The sequence below is a fragment of the Nostoc sp. C057 genome (assembly GCF_013393925.1).
Taxonomy (GTDB): domain Bacteria; phylum Cyanobacteriota; class Cyanobacteriia; order Cyanobacteriales; family Nostocaceae; genus Nostoc; species Nostoc muscorum_A.
The window spans coordinates 1,298,534-1,323,686 of the sequence record NZ_CP040281.1 but is presented as its reverse complement, the minus strand read 5'-3'; the positions used below and the strand labels follow the sequence as shown (position 1 = coordinate 1,323,686).

The window sequence follows — 25,153 nt, the reverse complement described above, 5'->3', positions numbered from 1 at the left end:
AGGTGTTAGCTGTATTTCTGCGAAGGTTTACTAGTAAATATCCCAGGATGACAGCTAACTTTACCTAAATTTCATGAAGTATCTATATTCTCATGGTTTTTCAGTAATTTTATTTGGATATTTATCAGTATAAATAAGTACAGACTACTATTTAATTATTTACCAAGTTGAGTTTAATCAAATTTAGCCGATGCACTTCAATCTCAGAATCTTTTTTTTACAACTTTTTGAGCTTAAAAAGTTGTTCTGTATCAATATCATTAAGCAAAAGCTCATATTTATCTATTTTTCTTTGTAATTTTTTTATAAAGTGTAAATATGAGTTGTTTTAGTGCCTAAATAAAGTTTATTTAAAGCCCATAAATCATGGCTATAATGAATACACTCAACAAAAATATTGAAGTAAAAAATTGCTTTTATGCTTACATTTACTAATCAATAGAGGTTTTAAGGCAAGACTTTTTAGCTGTAGTTTTTCTCTTAGCTTAGATATTAATAAGCAAGTTTTTTAGCGTATTAATTGGCTAAAAATAATTTTCGTAACCTCGAAATACGTGAATGCAAGGAATTGAAACAATACTGACTTTAAAACAAATTATATCGCTAGGGGGAAGAGAAAAAATATCTAGGATTTCATCATATATTTCGGGGGACTTAGTGTAAAAACATGAAACAAAAGTAAAATATTATTATCGGCGACAGTCAAGTAACATCACGTCAATTTTTGGTTAATTTTTCTGAGTGAAATTACAGGTAATTCTGTTAAAATTTACCAAAATATTTGGTTTTTTATACCCAGTGAGCTGAATCTTATACCTTTGTTTATGACTACAACATTAGCACGGTGAAGTAATCAGTTTAATTGCAGTGAGCCAAAAGCCTTAACTATTTAAGTCGCTCTTAGCTTATTGATTACAGCAATGGATACAGATGGATGTTTGCTCTAGAGCTATCGCTTATTTGCCTACTTTTAAGTGATTATTTCCGAACTGTATATCTCACCTGAAGCTGCCTGTAAGACACAATTTCAGCCTGACAATGATTCTAAAGCTTTATTTTCATCTGTTATACCAGATGTTCTCACCAAGTGGGTTTGGCAAACTTGGTTAAGATATATGGTCAAATTATTTCGATAGAGAATAATTTTGTAAATCTTGATTGAGTCAACATTTGGTATCTCAAATTCATTTATAGAAGTTCATTGCTAGGCTTTACTGATGCTGTTAGTAGGATTATCCTCCTCAGAAGGAACTATGTGCTGTTTTTGCTGTCAAAATAGTAACAAATAAAGTGTAGTTTTTTGATTTCTTTAGAAAATTATGAATCCTTTGACAAAACGACAATTTTTAATATTAATGGTATTACTTGTTTCCTGAGACAAATTCTGATAATCTTATCGGTTCCCTCTTTAATTTAGACTCTTTCGACAATCTAGATATACAGCAGATAGCATGATAATGACAAATAAAAAATGGGCCGTTAAACGCATAACAGTTAATCTCGCAACGCAGGAAGCGGAAAAACTAGAAAAATATTGCCAACAAACAGGTAGACCCGCAACCGATGTGATTCGCGAACTGATTAGAAGTTTGCCTGTCTCCGACGATGGCAAAGATGTAAACAAGTAAGACTATACTTTCACTACTTACTAGATAACTGCTTTGCCACCAACAAAATAGCTCTGATACTTTTTTGGGTGCGCCGCAATGGACAATAATTTGTCTAGCTGATACAGGCGCGTTTTGCTCGCGTCTGGTCAATTACGGGGACTAAAAGAAGTAATTAAAGAGGTTTTAGTATCGACATTGCTTGCCTTAATATGCTGGTAGAGTTGATATTAAGTAGCAAATTCCGACACCAACCCAGTTACAATCTGTAAAGAAACTGAAAAGGAACGACGGAATGCGTGTTGCAATCGTAGGTGCGGGACTTGCTGGACTAGCAACCGCAGTTGATCTAGCTGATGCTGGTTGTGAAATAGAGATTTTTGAGTCTCGTCCGTTTGTGGGTGGTAAAGTAGGCAGTTGGGTTGATGGAGATGGCAACCATCTAGAAATGGGGTTGCATGTATTTTTCGGGTGCTACTACCAACTATTTGACTTGATGAAGAAAGTGGGGGTGTTAGAGAACTTACGCCTCAAGGAACATACCCACACTTTTATTAATAAAGGGGGGCGCACTGGTGGTTTGGATTTTCGCTTCTTTACAGGTGCGCCTTTCAATGGCTTAAAGGCATTTTTCACGACTTCCCAACTATCGTTGCAGGATAAATTGCAAAATGCGATCGCTTTGGGTACTAGTCCCATAGTTCGCGGATTGGTAGACTTTAACGGGGCGATGAAAACCATCCGCAACTTAGATAAAATTAGCTTTGCCGATTGGTTTCGCAGTCATGGTGGCAGTAATGGCAGCATTAAGCGGTTATGGAACCCCATTGCTTACGCATTGGGATTTATTGATTGCGAAAATATGTCTGCCCGATGTATGTTAACCATATTCCAGTTATTTGCAGTCAGAACTGAAGCTTCAGTTTTGCGAATGTTGGAAGGTTCTCCAGCTGAATATTTGCACAAGCCCATTCTGGAATATTTAGAAGCCAGAGGCACTAAAGTTTATACGCGTCGGCAAGTGCGAGAAATTCAGTTTATAGAGTCAAACGAACAAACCCGTGTCACTGGTATAGCAGTTGCACAAGGTGATGCAGTCGAAACTATTACTGCTGATGCTTACGTTTTTGCCTGTGATGTTCCAGGAATTCAACGTATCCTACCCCAGCAATGGCGTAAGTGGTCAGAATTTGACAATATTTACAAACTGGATGCAGTCCCAGTGGCTACAGTGCAGTTACGCTTCGATGGTTGGGTAACAGAACTCAACGATGGAGAGCAACGTAAACAGCTAAATCACGCGGCTGGAATTGATAATTTACTGTACACAGCCGATGCTGACTTTTCTTGTTTTGCTGATTTAGCGTTGACTAGCCCTGCTGATTATTATCGTCCAGGACAGGGATCTTTGTTACAACTAGTGCTGACACCGGGAGATCCGTTTATTGCACAGAGTAATGAAGCGATCGCACAGCATGTCCTCAAGCAAGTCCATGAACTGTTTCCCTCGTCGCGGGAGCTAAATATGACTTGGTATAGTGTAGTAAAACTTGCTCAGTCTCTCTACCGAGAAGCGCCAGGGATGGATGCGTATCGTCCCAACCAAAAAACACCAGTAGATAATTTCTTCCTTGCAGGGAGTTATACTCAGCAAGATTATATTGACAGCATGGAAGGTGCTACTATTTCTGGACGGCGGGCGGCAAAAGTGATTTTGGAGAGTTTGAAGAGATAACGTAGACACGCAGTGGCTTGCCGCAGGCTACCGCCAAGGACGCATTTGCATAGCGTCTCGTAGAGAAGAACGCAAAGGAAGAAGAAGAAAAATGTCAGATTGGTTAGAGCATACTGTGCAGGTAGAAGTAGAGGCTCCCATAGATTTAGTATGGAGCCTCTGGTCTGATTTGGAGCAAATGCCCCGGTGGATGAAGTGGATTGATTCGGTGAAAATTCCGCCAGATAATCCAGATATATCTCTTTGGAAATTAAAGACGGGCAGTCTAGAATTTAATTGGCAATCCCGAATTCTCAAAGTTATTCCCAACCAAATTATCCAATGGGAATCGATTGATGGTTTGCCTAATCAAGGAGCGATTCGCTTTTACGATCGCCACAATAGTAGCATTGTCAAAATGAGTATTTCCTATGCTATCCCCGGCATTATTGGCAAAATTATGGATAACTTGTTTTTGGGACGGATAGTTGAATCGACGATTCAAGCTGATTTGGAAAGGTTTAAAGAATATGCGCTGAATGTTAAAGCTAATTGATATTGTTCAGCACTAGTTACCACCTACTCAATTGCGTTAACGTACTCTACTTACTGTTGGTTCTGGAAGTGGATCACCTACAGCTTCGTAAGCAATAATTAGAGACTCTAAAGCTTCAATTCCATTTGCCACAGCTAACTCATAAGTATCCCCATGAGTCCGCCAACGTTGTCCTGGAAAATCAGGAAATCCGACTAAGAAGCAATCATCTTCATCAGACCATTGAATAATCATTTGGTACTTAAGCTTACTCATCTTTTTCTTTCCCTTCTACTTCCTCAATTGCCTGTCTCACTTCCTTCTCTTGGTAGCGTTTAGCATCTGCTCCGTTTTTGCCGGAAATCGTGATTTTTCCAGTATAGAGGGGATGTACCCAGTTCGTATGACTTCCTTTTCCTGGGACTTCTGTAAAACCTACTTGGGAAAGCATTTGCTTCAGTTCCCGGATTTTCTTTGGCATTAATTTTCTTAAAAAATGCGATCGCCACGGTAAGAAATAATGGTTCAAATATTCCTTGCCGTCTATTCAAAAAAATCTAATCAATGATTAGATTTTTGTTTGTACATGACTTGTTTTACTATACTAGTTCTTGTGAATAACAGGGCTGACATTACCAAGTGGGATCGCTAAACAAATTAATTGTCAATTCCTCGCGTGGCGGTACTGCGGTGATACAAGCGCGGATGATCTCTCCATCCTCTAATTCGATGGTGCAAGCGTGACAAGACCCCATTAGACAACCGGTGGGAATAAATACTCCAGCCCGGTCTGCTACATCCAAAATGGCTTCTCCCACTTCGGCATCTACTGTCACATCATCTGGTAAAAAGTGGACACGAACAATCATGAATCTTACACTTTTGATTTGAAATTGATTCGTAAGGGTTGTTATTTGTCATTTGCCTTTTGTCTTTACAAATGACAAATAACCATCTTAACGAAAAAAAGTGCAATTTCTTTTATGCAACTTATATCAAATTCGAAACATGATGTGAGAGATAAATTCACTACGCCTAGATTTAGAAAGCTATTCTCAATCCAAAATCTAAAATTAAAAATGGTATCAGTTTAAGACAAAAATGGAGTTAAGTCTAAATGGCTTTCAACTTCAGTGGCTAAGGAATCCAAAATCTGCTCTCGCTGTTCTCGGTAGTTAGCAACACCGGTAGGCAAAGATTTTAAACCGCGCTGTTGACGGAGGCGATTTAACCAAGCGCGTCGCCAAGGGCCGTTATCAAAAAGCCCGTGGAGGTAACTTCCCCACACTGATTGACAACTATCCACTAATCCTAAATTAATATCGTCAAATAGGGCATGGTAGGATTGAGGATCTATTCCTTGCTGCTCGATGCGCGATCGCCCTTGGTGAATTTCAAAGCCATTGACTGGTAAGCCCTGCTGTGGATAATTTGAGCTAACTTGGCGCTGGCGGGCGATTTTTTGTCCGGTAATTACGGTTCTAATTGGTAAAAGATTTAACCCTTGAAATCTGCCAGCTTGTCCTTCTATCCCTTCGGGATCGGCGATAATTTGACCGAGCATTTGATAGCCACCGCAGATACCTAAAACGGTTCCACCAGAAGCAGCATAGTGTTGAATAGCTTCTGCCATACCGCTTTTTTGCAGCAGCAGTAAATCAGCAATTGTAGTCTTTGTACCTGGGATAATTACGGCATCAGGATGTCCTAAATCTTGCTTAGGACTTAAGTATTTTACTGAAACTGTGCTTTCTGATTCTAGTGGGTCAAAGTCGGTGAAATTGGCAATTCTGGGTAAGCGGATAACGGCAATGTTGAGGTCTGTTTGGGCTTTACTTGACGACGATTGACGCTCTAGCAAATCTAGGGAGTCTTCGGTCGAAAACACATCTTGCAAGTAGGGTATAACACCAACAACAGGAATACCCGTGCGTTCTTCTAACCATTTTATTCCCGAATCTAAGAGCGATCGCTGTCCTCGAAATTTGTTAATTACTACACCCTTAATTAGAGCGCGTTCATCTGGTTCCAATAACTCTAAAGTTCCTACCACATGGGCAAAAGCACCACCCCGATCAATATCAACTACTAACATCGTTGGTGCATTCAAATATTTTGCCACCCGCATATTAGTTAAATCGCGGTGTTTGAGGTTAATCTCTGCTGGACTACCAGCACCTTCACAAACTAGTAAGTCAAATTCTGTTCCTAAATGCTGTAGCGATTCTTCAATTGTCCGCCACCCCAGTTCAAAATATTGCTCGTAGTAATCTGAGGCACTTACTTTCCCTACAGACCTACCTTTGATAATTACTTGGGAAGTCATATCCCCTTGAGGTTTGAGTAAAATTGGGTTCATTTCTACCCAAGGCACGACTCCCGCAGCCCAAGCTTGCACTGCTTGGGCATAGCCAATTTCTCCACCACTGGCAGTAACATAAGCATTTAAAGCCATATTTTGACCTTTAAAGGGAGCCACCCGCCAGCCACGCCGCGACAGAATGCGACAAATAGCTGTAGTTAAAAGTGATTTCCCTGCATGGGATGTTGTCCCCACCACCATAATTGATTTCATAGTTGCTATTAGTTAGTTTTTCAAGATACAGAGTGAATTTTTAGAAACGAAAAATAAGCGAGCAAGGAGAGATGAGGGAGTAGGGGAAGAAATAATACACCATACCCCACACCCACCATTAGCATCACAAATTTCAATTAGATGATTACGGTAAAGACTTCATGAATAAATGTGATGTTTCCGTATATATTATTCCCTTTGATTGCCTAATGCTAACTCTTTGGTTTTTTATTCTAAAAGGGTATCCGTAACCAACGAATCACAGCATCGAATAAACGATCGCGCCATGAAGGTGTCCGCCAGTTTTTTCCGTGGTATTGTTCCACCAGCTGGCGACCCAAGGGAGTGAGCCGAAAACTATCTGTAATTCCCTGTCCATCGACTTCTCGCCGCAATACACCCACTTGGATTAGCCAGCCCAAGGCATTATCACAGGCTAATTCTGATAAAGGGCGCTTAGTATAGCCCTGTTTGAGTCCATTTTCCAAAGCGATCGCAGTTACTGAAACACTCTGATGTCCCATGACTTCAAATAAAGATAAATTGAAGGGCGAACACACTAGCGATCGCTCGGCTCTTTCTACTGTGCTTTGAGGATAGACAAAAATATTTGGGTTTTGGGAATCAGCAGCAGCCATTTTGTAGGGGGAGAAATTTTTCTTCTTAAAAAGATTAATTCAAGAATATATTTTTTCTTGTACTATGTACCTCATTTAACCAAAATTAGTTACCTGAAGTATAGTTATGCTATTTTTTAGTAATTATATTTAATGATTATAAATTAATGTAAAATTTCAAGTGCATCAACAATCTGAAACAGGAAAGGTTAATTATGCCTCTAGCAGTTGGTACGGATGCACCTGCATTTACCGCCAAAGATACAAACGGCAACACAGTCTCGTTATCTAATTTGAGGGGAAAGACAGTTGTTTTGTATTTTTACCCCAAAGATGACACGCCAGGCTGCACCAAACAAGCCTGTAGTTTTCGGGATGCCCAGGCTCAATATCAAGGTAAAGATATTGTAATCTTGGGAGTCAGTGCAGATGATGAAGTCTCCCATCAGGCATTCACCCAAAAATATAATTTGAATTTTCCTCTATTGGCTGACAGCGACAAATCCCTCATCAAAGCTTTCGATGTGGATGGCGGTGGTTATGCCAAGCGCGTCACCTACGTAATTGACCCCAACGGCAAAATTACCCATGTAGACACTGCTGTAAATACCACTACCCACGCTAGCGATGTTTTAGCTACACTTGGGCTGTAGTTTTTTACCTAGGATTTTTTAAATAGTCTCAGCCCCGAGCCTCTAGAGGCTTGGGGTTCTTTGCTTGAATTCAGTTACCTGATTGTGGTGTAACCGATGGCGGCGTAGCTGATGGTAGTGTAAACGATGGTAAACTGGGACTTGCTTGCTGTTGTTCACCTCGAATTAGTTTTTGTTGCCTTGCTTTAAAGGCTGCTGCGGCTGAGTCTAGTTGTTCGTTCTGTTGGTCAGAATTCCAGTTGAGAGTCCCAAAATTTGCCCGATGAATCAGGTCAAACATATTGAAATTATCTGCGTTTGAACGAGAGAACGGATCGGTATTTTGGTCTGTTGTACTATTACTGGGAAAAGCATCGGCTGGGCTGACTTGTTGAGCCGAACTGGGTTGAGCCATGAGCAAGGAAGCAAAGCTAATGCCTGCCACGGTAGCTACAAAGAGTCTAGGAATTTGTAAAAATGGTTTTTTCATGGGATTTTGACCCTAAAATTGCTCTATTTTATCTCTTTAAGCAAGAGTCCGCCGTAGTTGGGGTTGAATGCTCAGTAAGGCAACAACGGCAAAGCCAAACAATACCAGCAATGCTCCCCCAAAGGTAACATCACCCCAAGGAGCCTGCATAACGACACTACTTAGTCCCCAACTACTGTGAAGATACAGATAGCGAATGGGTTCGATCGCATAGCTAAGAGGATTCAGGGTAGCGATAACCTGTAACCACTGAGGCATGAACGATAGAGGAGCTAAAGCAGTACTAGCGAACAATAATGGTAGATTAGTGACAAAAATCACTGCAATCAGTTCAATGTGTCCGGGTAGGGCGAAAGCTAAACCGAGAGAGATGGCTGTTACGCCCAAAGCTAATAAGAAGACAATGAGAGCGATCGCACTTAAACCAACTGCATTGGGTAGTCCAGCGCCCAAAAATGCCGCCGCCGCAACAATCACGGCTGCTTGCAGCAAACTCTGGCTGATGATAAAGATTGCCGAAGCAAAGACAATGGAAAACCGCGATGCTAACGGTGCTACCAACAAACGATTCAAGAAGCCGAACTCGCGGTCAAACATTACGGGTAAACCAGCATTCAGCGCTCCAGCAAAGGCTGTAAACACAATAATACCCGCAGCTAAAAATTGTCCGTAATTTGTTGTTGTATTGCCAAATATACCCTTGGGGGCATTTTGGAACAAAGCACCAAACAGTATCAACCACATGACTGGCTGAATAATTCCGGCAACTAAAGATGAGGGACGGCGTTGCAACTGAATAAACAAGCGACGAGTTAAAGCCAACGTCTCTTGTACTAATTCACCGAAAAAGCTAGGTGCAGCATTAACATCTGCCGGTGGCGATGCTAGTGACTGCCAATTGATATCAGATTTAGGAGTAACGCTCATAGAAATTTTGGATTTTGGATTTTGAATTTTAGATTGGGGATTGGGATTAGGGGAGAGGTGACAGGTGACAGGGAATAATCTGTACCCTGTAACCTGTCACCTATTCCCTTCTTCACTCCCTATGCCCTATCTCATAAGCTGCTTTTTCTCAGCTTTGGGATCGCGAGTGGCAACGGCTGCCAGTTCTGCATCCATCAGGGTGCGTCCTGTAGCGGCGAGATAAACGTCATCGAGGCTGGGGCGAGATTGGGCAATACCAAATATGGGTAAGCCAGCAGTATTCAGTGCTTGCTGTATGTTAATGAGAACATCGTTTTGAGGTGTCACCACCAAGTTGAGAGAATTACCTTGAGCGCTGTTGATAATAACTTCTTGCACAAATGGCAAAGTTTGCAAAAGGTTTTTGGCAATTTCTGCTTCCTCGCTGGGGGAAAACTCGCGGATTCGCAAGGTGATGCGATCGCCCCCGACTTGATCTTTTAATTGTGAAGGTGTCCCAGAGGCAATTACCACGCCCCGATCTATAATTGCCACGCGATCGGCTAAAGCGTCAATTTCTTCTAGGTAATGGCTGGTAATTACTACCGTCGTCCCAGAGGCGCGTAATTTTCGCAGGAAATCCCACACCACAAAACGGGTTTCTATATCAAGTCCTACAGTTGGCTCATCCAATACCAGAACATCTGGTGCATGGAGCAATCCAGCAGCCAAGTCTAGGCGCTTGCGTAAACCGCCAGAATATGTTCCTGTCTTTTTATTGGCGTATTCTTGCAAACCGAGTAAATCTAATACTGTCTCAATGCGCTGTTTGGCTACTGCGCGTGGAAGGTGATAAAGTGCCGCTTGCAATTGCAGCAGTTCTTTTCCAGTTAGCACCTTATCTATAGCTACTTCCTGAGCAACATAGCCTAGTCGTTGCCTTGCCACCCTCGGATTATCTAACACAGAGATGCCAGATACTTCGATTTTGCCAGCATCCGGTGTGGTCAGCGTACACAAGGCACGCAAGGTAGTAGTTTTCCCAGCACCGTTGGGGCCAAGTAAACCAAAGATTTCTCCCGGCTCTACCTGAAATGAAACATCCTGGACGGCAACCACTGTGCCGTAACGTTTTTGCAGATTCTGAATTAAAACGGCGGGAGCCATGACAGCTTTTCCCCAACTATACAAATCTCAATAAAGTCTATCCTTATTGTAGAAGCTAGAGAGCAAGGAAATAACAGATGAGCGAAAATCTCTAAACAAGTTCGCGTCATGCGCTATGCTGTCAAAAACTTCTGATTATTTCAGACAAGTTGCTTGATTGCGTTTGTGGCGAATTAACATTAGGACGTTATTTCACAACTTTCAAAGTTTTGAGGCTAGAGTCATTGCAACCACTGATAAATCCCCCCATTGCTTGGATTTGTTGCAGGTAATCAAGGACGGGTTTAGTGATGATTTCTCCCGGCATTAACACAGGAATTCCTGGGGGATAGGGACAGATAATTTCGGCACAGATGCGATCGCTTGTTTGTGCTAAAGGCAATGCTTCACTAACAGCAAAAAAGGCTTCACGGGGAGAAAAATGTAAAGTATATTCCTGTGTAGTTAAAAGATTTTGCCCATTAGGATTTGTAACAGTCAAGTTGGTTCGACGATATTCTTTAGCAAGAGTGGTAAAACCTTGCACTAATTGCTTGATATCGGCTGGAGTGTTGCCCAAACTAATGATAAAGGTGATATGTTGCAGTGAAGCGAATTCAGCAGTGACAGCAAATTTTTCATCTAGAATTTCATCTGCTTCAAATCCGGTTAAGCCTAAACCAGAAACAGTGACAGTTAAGCGTGTTTCGTCTAAAGCCACAAAGTCGGGAGATCCCCCCAACCCCCCTTGATAAGGGGGGCTAAGAATCTGTAAGACAGATAATCCAGGAATTTGACTGATTTTTGTTCTAGCTTCATTAGCAAGTTGCAGTGTGCGAGACATCAGTATTTTGCCGTGGAGTGCCATTTGCTGACGTGCTGCATCTAAAGAAGCTAAAAGTAAATAACTAGGACTGGTAGATTGTACAAGTTGTAAAGCTTTATTGATGCGATCGCAATCTATCCTATCTCCTTGGATATGCAGCATTGATGCCTGTGTCATTGCACCAAGTACTTTGTGGATGGATTGTACAGTTAAATCTGCACCTGCGGCTAAAGCTGGAGTGGGTAATTCGGGATGAAAGGCAAAGTGTGCGCCGTGTGCCTCATCTACAAGTAAAGGGATATTGTATTGATGGGTAATATTGGCGATCGCACTTAAATCTCCACAAACGCCGTAATATGTTGGATAAACTGTCAACACTGCTTTAGCGTCTGGATGTTGTTGGAGTGCAGATTCTACAGCATTGGGCGTGATGCTGTGGGCAATATCTAAAACTGGATCGTATTCAGGATTGAGAAAAATTGGTATTGCACCGGAGAGAATTAAACCAGCGATCGCAGAAGAATGCACGTTGCGAGGCAAAATGATTTTATCGCCTGTACCACAGGTAGCGAGAATTGCTGCTTCAATCCCACAGGTAGAACCGTTGACAAGAAACCATGTTTGCGAAGCGCCAAAAGCTTGTGCTGCTAGTTGTTGCGCTGCTTGAATAACGCCTTGGGGTGCAAAGAGATTATCTAAATCTGCTAATTCGGTTAAATCAGCGCGAAATACAGCCTTACCAAGTAAATCAGCCAAGGGTTGAGAAATTCCCTTACCTAGTTTATGTCCTGGGGTGTAAAAAGGTGCATGAGGTCTTGCTGCATTGGCTTTTAACGCATCTAATAATGGTGTTTGGTTTTGATTGAGCATTTTGGAGACACAAACCGCAAGGACACAAAGGAAACAGCACAATATTCAAGTAGAGTTTAATCTTATATAGAAATCCGCTTTGATTTTTAAACTTACTTGCGTGGGAAGGCAAGAGGCAATAGGCAATAGGAAAGAAGGCTTTTTGAGTTGTACGAGGTTTTTCAAAAATCAAATATGAGTTTTAGCCCCCTTTTTAAGGGGGTTGGGGGATCTCTTCTGTATAAGTCCTAAGAATGTTATGCTTGCGTTGAAATCCGTAATTTTTTGTGTGGCTGACTAGATGAGACCTTATCATCAAATCCCAATTTTCGAGTGTGGTGAACCGCTAATTGAGATTCCTTTAGAATTGTTTGCGGTGGAATCTCCTCATCCTTATGAAAAATTAGGTGCGCCCTATGGCGAACACTCTCCTTATTATCTTCGTCAAAGCGTTATTAAAAATTTGAGGCAAGCGCAAAATTATCTTGAAGTGTTGCATCCTAACTGGCGGATTCAAATCTTTGATGCTTATCGCCCGATCGCAGTTCAGCAGTTTATGGTAGATTACAGCTTCACTCAAGCAGTGCAGGATAGAGGATTAACTAATGTGGAGTTATCCCCAAACCAACGTCAAGAAGTTTGGGAAGCGGTTTATGCAATTTGGGCTGCACCAAGTTTGGATGAAAAAACTCCGCCTCCTCACAGTACAGGTGCGGCGGTGGATGTGACTTTAATAGATGATATTGGGCAAATAGTAAATATGGGTTCGCCGATTGATGAAATGTCAGAGCGATCGCATCCCGATTATTATGCCAATAATGACGACCCAGAAGCAAAAAAGTATCATGCTTACCGCCAGCTATTGCAAGATGTAATGTTAAAAGCAGGGTTTCAACGCAATCCCAGAGAGTGGTGGCATTTTTCTGTTGGCGATCAAATGTGGGCTTGGCTGAATAATCAATCTAATCCAGCAAATCCTGTCACAGCACGTTATGGCCGTATTGCATAGATGTGTTATCACAAAAGAATTCAGGAGTCAGAATTCAGAATACCCTTTCAGGGAAGCAAGCTACAGAATTGAATCGGAGTCTGACTGGCGGACTTACTCACATCTAACGCTGAATAAATGGTGAAACTAAATGCTAAATCTTTCTTGCGGAATCCATAAGGAATAAATAAGCGTTCATCCCACACTTTCTTCTGACTACTGAATTCAGACTACTGAATACTTCTTCAAGCATCTTGAGGATTTAACTCTCTCAACTCGTCGGTGGTGTAAGTACCAATGGGAGTCCAAATTAAATAGGGAAGGAGTAACAGCGCCGCTATTAGAGAAATCGGCAAAACGCAAATTGCGAGGACAACACCTGAAATCAAACCAACTAGCCCAAGAATTTCCCCAGCTTTGAGACTGCGAAACCTCAGCATTATAGGTATGTAGGCAACGGTGATAATTTCCACCAAAAGGTACAAAGCCATTATTAACCAAGTAATTGGGCTTCCGGGATTTTTTTCCCAGACAATATAAGCTGAAGCTGCACCGCAAATAAAAATCACAGTCCAGATGAGTGGAATCAGTGGTTCAAAAACTAGCCAGCGAGGGCGACTTAACAGTGCAAACCATTTAACATCACGTGGCGTAATCAAGAAACTCCCAAGGGCGATGAAAAAAGTTACAGCCCCAATTATCAGCCAAGATGGAATCATAATGACCTCAAGCTTTGTGTATTTTGTCAAGTTATATACTGCAAGTTTGACAATTTAGGGCATAGCTTTAATCATTCGTTGGTGCGAATTTTAGGCATCTTGAGGATTGAGACTGATCATCTGCCAAGTGGTATAAGTACCAATGGGACTCCACAGCAAATAAGGAACTAGTAGCAATGCTGCCCAACCAGAAATACCTAAGATCGCAATTATCAATAAAGCACTAATGATAAAACCTGTGCCTCCAAGAACTGTACCGACTTTCAGACTGCGAAGCCTAAACATTACAGGCGTATAAGCGATAGTAATTATTTCTAACAGCAGATATAAACCCATGATTAACCAGGTTGAGGTGCTTCCTGGATCTTTTTCCCAGATAATATAAGCCGACCAAGCACCGCAAATAAATATTACAGTCCAGATAATTGGAATCGCGCCCTCAAAAGTTAGCCATCTTGGTCGTTGTAAGCGCTTGAACCATTGGCGATCGCTAGGCGTAATCACGTTAGCGGCTAAAGCAACCAAGAAAGCCACGCCCCCAATCACCATCCAAGATTTAATCATGCCCGTTAGTCCTTTACAAGCGCTATCTATCGCTTAATATCACTCTTTATAGTGTAATTTTGTCAATTTAATTGCTAATTCTTCATCGTCCCTGAGTTTGAAACCTTGACATCGTTTGGCAGGACTTTAAATTATAAGCATTGCGAAGAGGCAGAAGGGAAAGAGGTAATTTTTCTCCCCCTTGGCCCCCAATACTGCTCGGGTAAAGCATTTTTAACTCGGAATCGGGTTTGGGGAAAAGGTTAAAGGGCAATACGGTTCAGTTAAGGCTAAAACTCTGTTACCAAAGTCGTTTTTTTAACGAACCGCCTTCTCTACGAGACGCTGCGCGTTGGCGGAAGCCTCTCGTAGAGAAGGCGCAGAGAACGCAGAGAACGCAGAGAGAAGAAAGAGATGCTTAACTGAACTGTATTGGGTTAAAGGGTAAGGGTTAAGGGTTTTTTCTTTCCCTTTTCCCTTTCCCCTTTCCCCTTTTCCCCTTAACCGAGAAGTATTGGGCCCCTGCCTTATTTATTCCCCAGGATGTTGTGATTATGTCTAAAGATGGGGGTATGGCGCGAACCGGGGCAATATTCTTGGCAGTAGGGGATGAAGGTAATTTTTATGCAAACAGAATCAGAAGTGCGATCGCTACCAGCAGAAACTAGAGGAATTGGTAATACTATTCGCCTTACAGGTTGGATTTCTTTCTGGCTGCAATTGGCAATTGGAGTGGTTTCTGTCTTAGCTTTGTTGTTTGCTTTGACTGGTCGTGAATTTGTTCAGCAACAGAATGCTGGTCTTGGAATTGGTATATTTTGGGCTGTCTGCGGAATTGTACTATTGTTATTCAGTCTCTATTGGAACTTTCGTTACACCCGCATAGGCAAAGCTTTAGAAAATTCCAATCCAGCTTTGCATCCCACTAAGCCAAATACAACTAAAATCCTCCGACTGGGAATAATTGTGAGTTTAGTAGGAATATTATTAACTCTCTTAGGTGCTGGTTCAACCGTGTTCGTGCTAGTAGCAAAATCTATATCCCAACCTCCAGGAGTGGCAATCACCAACCCCTATAACATTATTCGACCGATGGATGTTTTTGTAGTTGTGGCAGACATCACTGGGATTGCTGCTCACTTTGTGGGTACTGTTGCTTCATTATGGTTGCTTGAACGAGTGCATCAACATTAGTACCGCTATGCGTAATTCGTCAGATGAGTCTTTGATACTCGTGAACGAGTCTTTGAATTCCATGAGCCTTGAACCCAAAAATGATAAGTTTAGACTGACTTATCCCATGTCTTTAGGTTAGTTCTAATTATTCTAATTTTTACCTAAAGATTCAGCTTCAAGGCAGTTTCTTGTAACTTATGACAGTTACTTTAAATCATCCTAATGGGTCAAAGTATATATACTTAATAACTGAGGTTCAAAGCATGGACTCAACAGGTAAGGTTCAAACTGTGGACACGTCCTGGTCTCTTCCACTGCCGTTGAAAGAGTATGCAATGAGCCGAGTAACTGTCTACTTTTATAGCGACAGATGGGTTCCAATTAAATATTGTTCTTTGGAAAAGGCAATTTTGCTTCACCAGAAGGCAAACTTAGAAGGCAAGGAAATTTTATTATTTCCTACTAATCTAGACCCCAATCAATTCTCAAACTCTTTTAACTAAAATGCATTGAGGTAGACTATTTTTCAAAAATTTTGGCAACAAATGAATCGGCTAGAAAGGCGTACATAAGTACGCCTTTACTTGTAAATGGGATTAAAAGTCGGGCAGACTTGAAAGCCAAAGATGCGTAAGTCCCGATCAAGTCTTAACTCAAGTGTATTGTGCTACGGGCTGCGTAGAGAATGATAATTTGCTGGCAATACGGTTCAGTTAAGGCTAAAACTCTGTTACCAAAGTCGTTTTTTTAACGAACCGCCTTCTCTACGAGAGGCTTCCGCCAACGCGCAGCGTCTCGTAGAGAAGGCGCAGAGAACGCAGAGAGAAGAAAGAGATGCTTAACTGAACTGTATTGGATTTGCTGGGACAATTCGAGTGTGCGGTTTGCAGAAATCAAACTAACCCAGAACGCAGTGCCACAACTGCTGCTTGCACGCGATCGTCTACTGCTAATTTATTCATAATCCCCCGCACGTGGGTTTTGATGGTGTTGGGACTGAGATAGAGTTTTTCAGCAATCTCTGGGTTACTCAACCCGTCTACCATGAGTTTCAACACTTCTAACTCGCGCCCAGATAAATTGGCGTTGTTGCTGGTAGGTGTAGGTGGTTTGAGATTATCAATTACTCGCCGCGCAATTTGGGGATCGAGATAGGCTGCACCATCAACTGCGGCTGCGATCGCACTTAACAATCGTTCCACACTTGCACCTTTGATGCAATACGCATCTGCACCGCTAGATAGTGCAGCAATAATTTCTGTCTCCGTTTGATGAGATGTCAGCATCACTACATGAGTTGCTGGCAAGGCCGCCTTAATTTGCTGTGTCGCTGCAATGCCATCCAATCGCGGCAACCCAATATCCATAACCACCAAATCGGGTTTCAGTTGCAGTGCGGCTTGAACTCCCAAATAACCATCTTCGGCTTGTCCAACTATCTCTAACTGAGGATGAGCCATTAATGATTGCTCTAATCCCAATTGCATCATCGGATCGTCTTCGACAATTAACACCCGCAATGGCGGAGCATTGGCTGGTAAATTTAAGGGATAGCGAGTATCTAAAGACATTATTTATTAAGAGTCATTAGTCATTTGTCCTTTGTCATTAGTCATTTGTCCTTTGTCATTTGCCTTTTTAACCAATACAACTCTTGGAGAGGCTGCACCCTAAGCGTAGCTATGCCGCAGGCTTTACGACTACGCGGTAGTTGAGCGCAGTCGAAACTCAGTACAAGTGACCAATGACTAATGACCAATGACTAATTTATTCTTCCACGCGATAGCCTAACTCTGCTAAACTAATCCGCGACTGTCGCCATTTTGGTTGAACTTTGACAAACAATTCGAGGTAAACTTTGCCAGCGATTAACTTTTGGATTTGTTCGCGGGCTTCACTACCAATTGCTTTGAGCATCGCTCCGCCTTTGCCAATGAGTATGCCTTTTTGAGAATCACGCTCAACGTTGATAGTAGCAAGTACACGAGTAATGCTGGGAGTTTCTTCTACTAGGTCAATAGCGATCGCTACTGAATGGGGTACTTCTTCACGAGTCAACAATAAAATTTGTTCTCGGATTAATTCACCCATAATAAAGCGTTCTGGCTGGTCTGTTACCAAATCTGGCGGGTAATATAACGGCCCAATTTCTAAATGTTCAATTAATAACTCTTGAAGTTGCGGTAATCCTGCACTCGTCTTGGCAGAAAATTTCACGATTTCCCATTCATGTGACTGGGCCATCTGGGCATAACTATCATCTAAATACTGAGAATCGTCCGGTTGTTGGTCACTTTTGTTCACGCCCAGAATCACCGGTGTTTTGCTACGACTGAGCAATTCGGCAATATAGCGATCGCCTGACCCACAAGCTACTGCTCCATCTACCACAAATAGGACTACATCTACCGATTCAATGGCAATTTTGGCATTTTGCACCAATACTTCGCCCAATTGATGATGGGGCTTATGAATTCCTGGCGTATCTACAAATATTAACTGCGCCTCTGGTGTAGTTAATATACCGCGCAAACGGTTACGTGTAGTTTGTGCTATCGGTGAGGTAATGGCAATTTTTTGTCCTACTAATTGATTCATCAAAGTAGATTTACCGACATTTGGACGACCAACAATGCCGATAAAACCTGATTTAAAATCAGGAGGAGCCTGTGGGATTGTTACTTCTCCTGAAAAAGAGAAGTTGTAATTATCAATACTAGTCACCTTTGGCTCCACCCTCATATTTTACAGCTGGGATAACTTGGTTTTTTCTTAGACACAAAACAAGCATAAAATTACCCTGGCATTTTTAGGGATTGCTTTTGCCGAGGTTTAATCTACTACTGGCTCTACACCTATATTTTACAGCTGAGATAACTTTGTTTTGTTTTTAGATACAAAACAAACATAAAATTACTTTGGCATTACAAGGAGCGCATTAACTTAGGTTTAATCTGTTGCTAATTTTGGCTTAAGTTTCATCGACTACTCAATATATCTGGATCAAAATGTCAATAAAAAATATGGAAGAACCCAAACGCATTGGAATTCTTACCAGTGGAGGTGATTGTTCTGGCTTAAATGCTGTGATTAGGGCTGTAGTAAATTGTGCAGTGGATACTTACGGCTGGGAAGTTTTGGGAATTCGTCAAGCGACTCTAGGATTAATGGCGCGTCCACAACAATTCACAAAACTGGAAGTTGATCAAGTTGACTCGCTATTAACTGCGGGTGGCACAATGTTGGGGACAACCAATAAAGGCGACCCCTTTGCTTTTCCAATGGCGGATGGTAGTTTATGCGATCGCTCCGAAGAAATTATTGCAGGTTATCATGAGCTAGGTTTAGACGCTTTGATTGGTATTGGCGGTGATGGTAGCTTGGCAATTCTCCGTCGCCTTGCCCAACAAGGTGGCATTAATCTAGTAGGTATTCCCAAAACCATTGATAACGATATTGGCGTTACTGAACACGCTATCGGTTTTGATACAGCAGTTAATATTGCCACAGAAGCACTAGATAGGTTACATTTTACTGCTGCAAGTCATAGCCGAGTCATGATTTTAGAAGTAATGGGGCGTGATGCCGGACACATAGCAATAGCTGCGGGAATTGCGGGGGGAGCAAATGTAATTTTAATTCCCGAAATCCTTTACACCGTTGAGCATATTTGCCACAAAATCAAAGAACGCCAAGAGAAAGGCAAAAACTATTGTTTGATAATTGTTTCTGAAGCGGTTCGTACCCACGATGGTGAAAATGTGACAATTACAAATCGCTTAGGTCAATCTCGATATGGTGGAATTGGTGAATATTTGGCAGATAAAATTATTGAACACATCGGTGTAGAAACACGAGTTACAGTTTTAGGACACATTCAACGCGGTGGAACTGCTTCGCCACTAGATAGATTAGTTGCAACAGCCTTTGGCGTAGCGGCGGTTAATCTCATTGCAGAGGGTAAATACGATCGCATGGTGACATGGCAAAATCGCCAAGTATTAAGTGTACCAATTACCGAAGCGATCGCTCAATATAGCGCCGTCGATCCCAATGGTACTTTAGTTAAAACCGCTCGTGGTATGGGTATTTATTTGGGAGACTGAAGTGAGTGCTGTTAGCGGTAGCGGGGCGTTTAGCCCGTGAGGAGTGAGGAGTGAGGAGTTAAAAAACTCTAAACTCCCAATGACAAATGACCAATGACAAATGACAAATGACTAACTCACAATTCCCAATACAAACTCGCCTTCATTTACAGCTTGATTGGTTGCGACATCATAAACTAATCCATCATGGTGAGCGCAGACATCAATTACAGTAGGTAGTTGACCTTCTTTATTAAAACTGAGAATTTGATAGAGCTTGTCTCCAGCTTTGACTGTACTACCTAATTCGATTCTGGATTGAATCATACCACCTGCGATCGCATAATATTTTTTCCGGTTGCTGCTAGATGCAAAAGTCATATCATGAGTTTTTATGCCATCTGATAAATTAGAAACTTCTAATACACCTTTTTGCACTAAATAATTTTTCACACCCCGTATACCTTTGGATACTGAATCAGGGTTCATTTGCATTCCTGAGCCTAATTCTAGTGTCCAAGCTTCCACATCAAACTTGATTTCTCTACCCAACTCTTTAAAACAAGCTTCTAGCGCTAACCAAGGTTTGATAAAAGCTTCATCAAAAGCATCACCATCATATTTATTAAGCAATATTCCAAAATCAAGTAGAAAGTATTTTGCACTGTTTTCTCGATTTTGGAAGTAATAAACGTAGTCTAAAGCTTGATTTGTAGAACTATGTAAGTCAATTAAGTAATCTGCATCTAAACTCAGATTTTGTAGCTTGTAGGCAAAAAGCTCAGTATAGGGTACACCACTAGAAGAATTAATTTTTTCTAAAATTTTCGCAAAACTTTGCTTAATTATAGTTAGATAATTTTGTCGAACGACCTCTAGATCAATGTGAAGTTGAGATTTAGTAAAAGCTACTAAATCATCAGCTTCTTTCTCGTAATCCCAAAATATGCGATTCCAATCTTTAGCTTCATAAACGCAATATCGCCCAGGAGAAAAATGTTGAGCGCGTTCATTCGTCCCCATCGGATTACAAACGGGAACCAGCCAAATTTCTCCAGCTAAATCTGTATCATTTATTGTTAATAAAAACTCAATTAGCTGATGAATTACTGCATTACCAGCAATTTCTGCACCGTGTAGATTAGATTGAATGTATACCTTTTTACCAGGTTTAGCGCCGATGAATTTGTATAGTTGTAAGTATAGGCGATCGCCCGAAGCCATTTGACGTAATACAATGCTTTCAATAACTGGCAGCATGAAACAACTCGGTGATGATTTGAGTAAATTATCGCTGTATCTGTACTGAATTAAAATAGGACTTACGCAAATTATCTCTCAAACTCTGATTTCTCCGTGCCCTCTGTGCCTCTGTGGTAGCCTGCGGCAAGCCACTTCTCTACGAGACGCTACGCGAACGTGTCTACGTTATTCCGTAAATCGTGCGTAAGTCCTATAAAAATCTAACCCAATAGTGAGGCAGAGTAAGTTAAAAATAATATTATTGTACAGACGCGATTAATCGCGTCTCTCCTCTCACGTTCCTGGTAAATTTCGCAAATTTTCATCTAAATGACTATGGTCTGCCAAAACCTTTAACAACGGCCCATGTGAACTAAATTCTACAATACTCACCGAAGCCACAGGGCATCCCAAACGAAACCGGAAGCGTCCCACATCAATCCCCAGTACACTACATAGAATAATTCTGATGGTTGCCTTGTGTGAAACAACTAAAACATTGCCACTACTGTAATTTTGTTTAATTTCTTCAATTACCTGCAAGGCGCGAGAAGCAATTGTAACCGCCATTTCTCCACCAGTTGGAGCATTCCAAGCGGGATCTGCTGACCAGCGAATATAATCATCGTGATATTCACGACTAATTACTTCTGGTGTTTTTCCTTCCCACTTACCATAGTTTATTTCCTTCAAACCATCTCTGAGTTGTGGTTCTATATTTATTGCTTCACATAAGGGTTTTGCTGTCAATACAGTTCGTTGCATTGGACTACAAAATATTGCTGTCCAATCCATAGAACTATATGTCTCTGCAAAAGCCTTTGCCATCTCCAAGCCTTCAGAAGTAAGTTCTGAGTTTATTGAACCGCAAAAGTAATTATTGCGACTGCATTCTGTTTGTCCGTGACGGAGGAAATAAAGAGTTAGGCTCACGGTATATTCTCATCGATTGTAAATTTAAGAGCGCTAACAATCAGATGTAGCTGAAGATAGTTAATGCCTGTGGTATATTACTACAATTTTTTGAGTTTTGGAATGATTTTCAGATTGTGTAAAGTTGCGTCACTAGACAGCCAGTCGTAAATATAGCTACTCTTTGAGTAGGCATTGGCGCAGCAGCAGAAATTAAATTAATTTTCAGGTGATGTTATGCAATCTTTCATTAAAGAATACATGAAACAGAGTCTTAAGTGTGGAGTTATGAATTTTTAACTCCACATTTAACATACTTTATTTACCTATTTAGAAGTTGTTAACCTAAGCTTTTGCGGTATCTTTTCGTTGCTGCTTGTACTTGCGGCAGAAAGCTAGACCAAAACCACCAACTGTTAATGAACCCAATGTAGTTAAAGGTTCGGGCACAGACACTTTAGTTTTGAATTTGCTGGTAATAAACAGACTATACACATTCTCATCATTGGTTGGGTTTACAGTATTTAACTCGATGAAGGTATCACCTGACTGGATAAAAGGATTAGGATCATTGCTATTACCAAGGGCTAGGTTATAAAGTTCATCATCAGTCTTAAAACCGCCAGAATCAGAGGCAAATGGATCTGGGTTGGTCAAACTATCACCAATACCACCAGCAGTGATTAGACCGCCATTAGATGATTCTCCATCATCCTGACCACCAGCAGAGCTAGTTAAGCGTCGAGAGCTAGTAGAGTCTGTTGTCACGTCCACAATAGTGAATTGACCAGATGGCTGAAAGCTATAGGTATCGGCAAAAGATACTATAAAATCGCCACCGCTATAAGGTTTATCAAAATTCAATCTGGTTGTGTCACCTGTGGGAGATAGTTCGCCGTCTAAGATAAAAGACGACAAACCGATGGTAGTGGCATCTTGATAAGACACAACTAAAGTTTCACCGTCATTGTCTCCTAGCTCTTCAATAGTATGGTTCTGTAAACCCCCCAAAGAGCTGAGAAGGCTGGTAACATCCCAACGTACAGTAGTTGCTGGGTTCTCATCGGGCGTGAGTAGAAAGGCATCAGCAACCTTCAACAAATTACCGTTCAGTTTGACGTCACTTACAGGCCCATTAAAATTCTCCCAAACGGAAGACGCATAAAGATAAGCTTTGAGAACAGTTGCACCTACAGGTACATCTGTTTGCAATGTACCATTGTTGCTGGTGCTACCAAAAGCATCTATGGAAAGTGCCGCATTGTCGAAGCTCTCACGAAACAACAAACTTGCGGATGCTGGCGAACTTAAAGCAGCAAACCCAAAACTGACACCAAAGAATACAAATGTACTTAAAGTAGCTTTGTGTATGTCAGCAGCAAAATATTTCTGTAACTTCTGTCTTACCTTAAATCTACTCATGACAATCATTACGACTATTTGTGATGCTAGGGAAAATTACGTGTTTTTTCGTAAATTCCAAAGTTAATATCGCTGAAAAAAAAATATTTTCAACAAAAAATTACCTGTATTTATGAAAACTTTAAAATATATATTTGATCAAAACCTTTTAAAATGCAGCTAATAAGCTACAAACAATAAGGTTATTACCCAGTTAAATAAAAAAACATATAAGATTTATGTGAATTTTATTTGGCTAAAAATAATTTAATAATACTTTATATATAATCTTTACCAAATAATAAATAGGCGAAAAATAAAGGTGAGCATAACTCACCTGACTTTGTTACTTATACACTCAAAATTCAGAAGTTACTTGCGACTACCCAACCACTTAGCCGCTGCAATGCCAAGAATACCTGCTACTACAGGATTACTGAGAAACTTGATAATCCCTGGTTGCTCTGCCAGCACTTCGCGGAAAATATCGGGGTGGTTATGATATGCGAAAGACGCGAGTTTGCTAACATCATCAGCAGTCATGCGGCTGGCGTGGTGTGTAGAAAGCCCCAACTGTTGCTCTAGATGCTTCTCGTCAAGCTTTCTTTCCTTCAAGTGTTTGAAAAATGCTCTTGCTACATCATCCCGTTCATTGGGTTTAATTTGTGCGATCGCATTCTGTAATTCTGGCTCCATTTGGCTAGTTGGAATCCGATCTGGATGTAAAGATCGACCAAATAACTGCCGACGTTGATCTGGTGTTGTCCGTTGAGCGAAATCATCAAAATTTTGATATTCCGCCGTTGATTCGGCTGTAGTATCATCTAAAGATTCAACATCACCCTGAGCCAAATCTTTCATTATTTGACGTTTATACTGTTCGCTACTTGCCACTTTACTTATCTCCTTTTTTCGTCAAATTATTTTGATGGCTGGTATTTCCAAGCCATAACTCTAAATTCCAATTCATCAAACTCTCTTCAAGTTTTCATTGCAAATACAGCAATTAGCTATACTTAACTTGATTAGTCTGAACATCATACTCAGTAGTCAAAATCAATTTCTTATCAGGCGCATAAACCAAAACCTTTAAGTCTTGATTGGGAAAATTCTTCCGAAAACCTTGAACTAAGGATTTTGCTAATGGTCGCACTTCGTTAGGACTAACTTTAGGGGAAATCACAACACCTAGTTTGTTGTTATCACGAACATAAGCGTCCTGAACTAACCCTTGAGATGTTTGCACAACCCAGTTACCAAAGGTTTGTCCGCCTGGAGTATTGCCTCGCTCCAACTCTGCATAAGTTACATCTCGGCCAATTGCTGAAGGAGTTGTTGGGCGGTCAACTTGTGACACAGTACCACCACCACAGGCGGTAGTTATCATCAATACTCCAATTAAAAGGAAAGTCGCCAATATTTTGCGACTTTGTTGAAACAGAATCATTTTTTTACCTCCTGAAAAAACACTTTAAATAACAGATAGAATAAGTTGTACGTTCAAACTAATTGCTTACATTTAGATGACATTTATAAAATTGGAATTTATAGAGGTTATTCCTCTAAATTAATAAATTTATTTTGTAATGCAGAGGAGTAATAAATTACACCTCTGCAAGAGTTATGCCAATCAAGCTAGTCCTTTATCTTTCCATGCTTGCTAAGATGACAAGAAAAATATATAGCATTGAATGAATCTTGAACACTTCATACTTTCTTGCAAAAATGGAATCCACCCCATTGATATCCCTAGAGTTTCTGCAAAAAAAATTATGAATTGTTAGTCAATATTTTTCTTCACATTATCTTTTACGTCTTCAATCCCATGACGGACTTCGCTTTCAGCTTGTTTTGCTTTACCTTTGGCTTTATCTTCTGGATCTCCAGTGATATTTCCTAATGCTTCTTGGGCCTTACCTTCAACATTTTTAGCAGCAGCTTTAGCGCGATCTTCAATACTCATTTTGTACTCCTGATTTTGTAAAAAATTCCTTTCAAAGCTATAACTAACTTTGAAATATTTTGTGATTACTTTTACACAGTAGCTTAAAGTTTTTGCTAAAGCCTTCCACCACAAGACATATTAAAAAAAACGTAATTCCTAATGCTTAACTCGTAATTAAGAAAGGTAGTCATAGTAAGCGTTATGGCTGTTGACTGAATGTAAATTAAAGCAATAACAGTTTAGTT

26 protein-coding genes are annotated in these 25,153 nt (G+C 40.9%); 7 read left to right on the top strand and 19 right to left on the bottom strand.

What is annotated here, in order from left to right; translation table 11 throughout:
- Positions 1-1,451 precede the first annotated feature (1,451 nt).
- From FD724_RS05670 to FD724_RS05660, 3 genes are all read left to right on the top strand, one after another.
- Complete coding sequence (locus FD724_RS05670) at positions 1,452-1,628, top strand: CopG family transcriptional regulator (protein WP_174710394.1); 177 nt, start codon at positions 1,452-1,454, stop codon at positions 1,626-1,628.
- A 274-nt stretch (positions 1,629-1,902) separates the two neighbouring features.
- Positions 1,903-3,342, top strand: a complete 1,440-nt coding sequence (gene zds / locus FD724_RS05665; RefSeq protein ID WP_114084747.1) for a 9,9'-di-cis-zeta-carotene desaturase — start codon at positions 1,903-1,905, stop codon at positions 3,340-3,342.
- A gap of 91 nt (positions 3,343-3,433) precedes the next feature.
- Positions 3,434-3,877, top strand: coding sequence for an SRPBCC family protein (locus FD724_RS05660; RefSeq protein ID WP_163938433.1), 444 nt, complete (start codon positions 3,434-3,436; stop codon positions 3,875-3,877).
- 36 nt (positions 3,878-3,913) lie between these two features.
- On the opposite strand, the gene FD724_RS05655 is transcribed toward FD724_RS05660, so the two are convergent.
- The 5 genes from FD724_RS05655 to FD724_RS05635 all read right to left on the bottom strand — a co-directional run bounded on the left by FD724_RS05655 (position 3,914) and on the right by FD724_RS05635 (position 7,069).
- On the bottom strand, positions 3,914-4,132 hold the full coding sequence (locus tag FD724_RS05655) for a type II toxin-antitoxin system HicB family antitoxin (RefSeq protein ID WP_179071886.1): 219 nt from the start codon (positions 4,130-4,132) through the stop codon (positions 3,914-3,916).
- On the bottom strand, positions 4,125-4,337 hold the full coding sequence (locus tag FD724_RS05650; protein ID WP_179071885.1) for a type II toxin-antitoxin system HicA family toxin: 213 nt from the start codon (positions 4,335-4,337) through the stop codon (positions 4,125-4,127). Before FD724_RS05650 ends, FD724_RS05655 begins: the two co-directional genes overlap by 8 nt.
- 151 nt (positions 4,338-4,488) lie before the next feature.
- The gene (locus FD724_RS05645) at positions 4,489-4,725 is read right to left on the bottom strand and encodes a 2Fe-2S iron-sulfur cluster-binding protein (RefSeq protein WP_179071884.1); all 237 of its coding nucleotides are present in this window, start codon (positions 4,723-4,725) and stop codon (positions 4,489-4,491) included.
- 221 nt (positions 4,726-4,946) lie between these two features.
- A complete protein-coding gene (gene cobQ / locus FD724_RS05640; RefSeq protein ID WP_179071883.1) occupies positions 4,947-6,431 on the bottom strand; it encodes a cobyric acid synthase CobQ in 1,485 nt (494 codons plus the stop codon).
- Between the two features lie 233 nt (positions 6,432-6,664).
- Positions 6,665-7,069: an Npun_F0494 family protein gene (locus FD724_RS05635; RefSeq protein ID WP_114084742.1), complete on the bottom strand. Its 405-nt coding sequence runs from the start codon at positions 7,067-7,069 to the stop codon at positions 6,665-6,667.
- 194 nt (positions 7,070-7,263) lie between these two features.
- Between FD724_RS05635 and FD724_RS05630 the strand changes: the two genes are divergently transcribed.
- The gene (locus FD724_RS05630) at positions 7,264-7,701 is read left to right on the top strand and encodes a peroxiredoxin (protein WP_179071882.1); all 438 of its coding nucleotides are present in this window, start codon (positions 7,264-7,266) and stop codon (positions 7,699-7,701) included.
- Positions 7,702-7,771: 70 nt separating this feature from the next.
- Here the strand turns inward: FD724_RS05630 and FD724_RS05625 are convergent, their stop codons facing one another.
- The 4 genes from FD724_RS05625 to FD724_RS05610 all read right to left on the bottom strand — a co-directional run bounded on the left by FD724_RS05625 (position 7,772) and on the right by FD724_RS05610 (position 11,918).
- Entirely contained in the window at positions 7,772-8,170 is a 399-nt protein-coding gene (locus FD724_RS05625) for a hypothetical protein (protein WP_179071881.1), read from the bottom strand.
- Positions 8,171-8,206: 36 nt separating this feature from the next.
- Positions 8,207-9,097 (bottom strand): ABC transporter permease, encoded by an 891-nt coding sequence (locus tag FD724_RS05620; RefSeq protein ID WP_179071880.1) that lies wholly within the window; start codon positions 9,095-9,097, stop codon positions 8,207-8,209.
- 126 nt (positions 9,098-9,223) lie between these two features.
- Positions 9,224-10,243: an ABC transporter ATP-binding protein gene (locus FD724_RS05615; protein WP_179071879.1), complete on the bottom strand. Its 1,020-nt coding sequence runs from the start codon at positions 10,241-10,243 to the stop codon at positions 9,224-9,226.
- Between the two features lie 187 nt (positions 10,244-10,430).
- Positions 10,431-11,918, bottom strand: a complete 1,488-nt coding sequence (locus FD724_RS05610; RefSeq protein WP_179071878.1) for an aminotransferase class I/II-fold pyridoxal phosphate-dependent enzyme — start codon at positions 11,916-11,918, stop codon at positions 10,431-10,433.
- A 280-nt stretch (positions 11,919-12,198) separates the two neighbouring features.
- Between FD724_RS05610 and FD724_RS05605 the strand changes: the two genes are divergently transcribed.
- A complete protein-coding gene (locus tag FD724_RS05605; protein WP_179071877.1) occupies positions 12,199-12,906 on the top strand; it encodes a M15 family metallopeptidase in 708 nt (235 codons plus the stop codon).
- A 224-nt stretch (positions 12,907-13,130) separates the two neighbouring features.
- Here FD724_RS05605 and FD724_RS05600 read toward each other — a convergent pair whose 3' ends face one another.
- On the bottom strand, positions 13,131-13,604 hold the full coding sequence (locus tag FD724_RS05600; RefSeq protein WP_179071876.1) for a TspO/MBR family protein: 474 nt from the start codon (positions 13,602-13,604) through the stop codon (positions 13,131-13,133).
- Positions 13,605-13,694: 90 nt separating this feature from the next.
- Positions 13,695-14,168, bottom strand: a complete 474-nt coding sequence (locus tag FD724_RS05595; protein ID WP_179071875.1) for a TspO/MBR family protein — start codon at positions 14,166-14,168, stop codon at positions 13,695-13,697.
- Positions 14,169-14,771: 603 nt separating this feature from the next.
- On the opposite strand from FD724_RS05595, the gene FD724_RS05590 reads away from it, so the two are divergent.
- The gene (locus FD724_RS05590) at positions 14,772-15,341 is read left to right on the top strand and encodes a DUF3611 family protein (protein WP_179071874.1); all 570 of its coding nucleotides are present in this window, start codon (positions 14,772-14,774) and stop codon (positions 15,339-15,341) included.
- Positions 15,342-16,216: 875 nt separating this feature from the next.
- Here FD724_RS05590 and FD724_RS05585 read toward each other — a convergent pair.
- Both FD724_RS05585 and era read right to left on the bottom strand, forming a co-directional pair.
- Positions 16,217-16,894 carry a response regulator transcription factor gene (locus FD724_RS05585; RefSeq protein ID WP_114084732.1) on the bottom strand — a complete coding sequence of 226 codons (678 nt, stop codon included), beginning with the start codon at positions 16,892-16,894 and terminating at the stop codon, positions 16,217-16,219.
- 196 nt (positions 16,895-17,090) lie between these two features.
- A complete protein-coding gene (era, locus tag FD724_RS05580; protein ID WP_114084731.1) occupies positions 17,091-18,065 on the bottom strand; it encodes a GTPase Era in 975 nt (324 codons plus the stop codon).
- 281 nt (positions 18,066-18,346) lie between these two features.
- Between era and FD724_RS05575 the strand changes: the two genes are divergently transcribed.
- Complete coding sequence (locus FD724_RS05575) at positions 18,347-19,429, top strand: ATP-dependent 6-phosphofructokinase (RefSeq protein WP_179071873.1); 1,083 nt, start codon at positions 18,347-18,349, stop codon at positions 19,427-19,429.
- 111 nt (positions 19,430-19,540) lie between these two features.
- Here the strand turns inward: FD724_RS05575 and FD724_RS05570 are convergent, their stop codons facing one another.
- The 6 genes from FD724_RS05570 to FD724_RS05545 all read right to left on the bottom strand — a co-directional run bounded on the left by FD724_RS05570 (position 19,541) and on the right by FD724_RS05545 (position 24,926).
- Positions 19,541-20,668, bottom strand: coding sequence for a succinylglutamate desuccinylase/aspartoacylase family protein (locus tag FD724_RS05570; protein WP_179071872.1), 1,128 nt, complete (start codon positions 20,666-20,668; stop codon positions 19,541-19,543).
- A 276-nt stretch (positions 20,669-20,944) separates the two neighbouring features.
- Positions 20,945-21,583, bottom strand: a complete 639-nt coding sequence (locus FD724_RS05565; protein WP_179071871.1) for a histidine phosphatase family protein — start codon at positions 21,581-21,583, stop codon at positions 20,945-20,947.
- A 324-nt stretch (positions 21,584-21,907) separates the two neighbouring features.
- Positions 21,908-22,984 (bottom strand): PEP-CTERM sorting domain-containing protein, encoded by a 1,077-nt coding sequence (locus FD724_RS05560; RefSeq protein ID WP_179071870.1) that lies wholly within the window; start codon positions 22,982-22,984, stop codon positions 21,908-21,910.
- 351 nt (positions 22,985-23,335) lie between these two features.
- Positions 23,336-23,857, bottom strand: coding sequence for a hypothetical protein (locus FD724_RS05555; protein WP_163927012.1), 522 nt, complete (start codon positions 23,855-23,857; stop codon positions 23,336-23,338).
- A gap of 112 nt (positions 23,858-23,969) precedes the next feature.
- On the bottom strand, positions 23,970-24,410 hold the full coding sequence (locus FD724_RS05550; protein WP_179071869.1) for a hypothetical protein: 441 nt from the start codon (positions 24,408-24,410) through the stop codon (positions 23,970-23,972).
- 333 nt (positions 24,411-24,743) lie between these two features.
- On the bottom strand, positions 24,744-24,926 hold the full coding sequence (locus FD724_RS05545) for a CsbD family protein (RefSeq protein WP_069070399.1): 183 nt from the start codon (positions 24,924-24,926) through the stop codon (positions 24,744-24,746).
- Positions 24,927-25,153 lie beyond the last annotated feature (227 nt).

What these genes read in the sequence shown, in the direction of transcription:
- FD724_RS05545 (WP_069070399.1), bottom strand. Translation starts at nt 24,926, where the DNA reads ATGAGTATTGAAGATCGCGCTAAAGCTGCTGCTAAAAATGTTGAAGGT.
- era (WP_114084731.1), bottom strand. Translation starts at nt 18,065, where the DNA reads ATGAGGGTGGAGCCAAAGGTGACTAGTATTGATAATTACAACTTCTCT.
- FD724_RS05595 (WP_179071875.1), bottom strand. Translation starts at nt 14,168, where the DNA reads ATGATTAAATCTTGGATGGTGATTGGGGGCGTGGCTTTCTTGGTTGCT.
- FD724_RS05645 (WP_179071884.1), bottom strand. Translation starts at nt 4,725, where the DNA reads ATGATTGTTCGTGTCCACTTTTTACCAGATGATGTGACAGTAGATGCC.
- FD724_RS05570 (WP_179071872.1), bottom strand. Translation starts at nt 20,668, where the DNA reads ATGCTGCCAGTTATTGAAAGCATTGTATTACGTCAAATGGCTTCGGGC.
- FD724_RS05615 (WP_179071879.1), bottom strand. Translation starts at nt 10,243, where the DNA reads ATGGCTCCCGCCGTTTTAATTCAGAATCTGCAAAAACGTTACGGCACA.
- FD724_RS05625 (WP_179071881.1), bottom strand. Translation starts at nt 8,170, where the DNA reads ATGAAAAAACCATTTTTACAAATTCCTAGACTCTTTGTAGCTACCGTG.
- FD724_RS05650 (WP_179071885.1), bottom strand. Translation starts at nt 4,337, where the DNA reads ATGCCAAAGAAAATCCGGGAACTGAAGCAAATGCTTTCCCAAGTAGGT.
- FD724_RS05655 (WP_179071886.1), bottom strand. Translation starts at nt 4,132, where the DNA reads ATGAGTAAGCTTAAGTACCAAATGATTATTCAATGGTCTGATGAAGAT.
- zds (WP_114084747.1), top strand. Translation starts at nt 1,903, where the DNA reads ATGCGTGTTGCAATCGTAGGTGCGGGACTTGCTGGACTAGCAACCGCA.
- cobQ (WP_179071883.1), bottom strand. Translation starts at nt 6,431, where the DNA reads ATGAAATCAATTATGGTGGTGGGGACAACATCCCATGCAGGGAAATCA.
- FD724_RS05560 (WP_179071870.1), bottom strand. Translation starts at nt 22,984, where the DNA reads ATGAGTAGATTTAAGGTAAGACAGAAGTTACAGAAATATTTTGCTGCT.
- FD724_RS05550 (WP_179071869.1), bottom strand. Translation starts at nt 24,410, where the DNA reads ATGATTCTGTTTCAACAAAGTCGCAAAATATTGGCGACTTTCCTTTTA.
- FD724_RS05670 (WP_174710394.1), top strand. Translation starts at nt 1,452, where the DNA reads ATGATAATGACAAATAAAAAATGGGCCGTTAAACGCATAACAGTTAAT.
- FD724_RS05590 (WP_179071874.1), top strand. Translation starts at nt 14,772, where the DNA reads ATGCAAACAGAATCAGAAGTGCGATCGCTACCAGCAGAAACTAGAGGA.
- FD724_RS05585 (WP_114084732.1), bottom strand. Translation starts at nt 16,894, where the DNA reads ATGTCTTTAGATACTCGCTATCCCTTAAATTTACCAGCCAATGCTCCG.
- FD724_RS05620 (WP_179071880.1), bottom strand. Translation starts at nt 9,097, where the DNA reads ATGAGCGTTACTCCTAAATCTGATATCAATTGGCAGTCACTAGCATCG.
- FD724_RS05605 (WP_179071877.1), top strand. Translation starts at nt 12,199, where the DNA reads ATGAGACCTTATCATCAAATCCCAATTTTCGAGTGTGGTGAACCGCTA.
- FD724_RS05630 (WP_179071882.1), top strand. Translation starts at nt 7,264, where the DNA reads ATGCCTCTAGCAGTTGGTACGGATGCACCTGCATTTACCGCCAAAGAT.
- FD724_RS05635 (WP_114084742.1), bottom strand. Translation starts at nt 7,069, where the DNA reads ATGGCTGCTGCTGATTCCCAAAACCCAAATATTTTTGTCTATCCTCAA.
- FD724_RS05660 (WP_163938433.1), top strand. Translation starts at nt 3,434, where the DNA reads ATGTCAGATTGGTTAGAGCATACTGTGCAGGTAGAAGTAGAGGCTCCC.
- FD724_RS05575 (WP_179071873.1), top strand. Translation starts at nt 18,347, where the DNA reads ATGGAAGAACCCAAACGCATTGGAATTCTTACCAGTGGAGGTGATTGT.
- FD724_RS05600 (WP_179071876.1), bottom strand. Translation starts at nt 13,604, where the DNA reads ATGATTCCATCTTGGCTGATAATTGGGGCTGTAACTTTTTTCATCGCC.
- FD724_RS05610 (WP_179071878.1), bottom strand. Translation starts at nt 11,918, where the DNA reads ATGCTCAATCAAAACCAAACACCATTATTAGATGCGTTAAAAGCCAAT.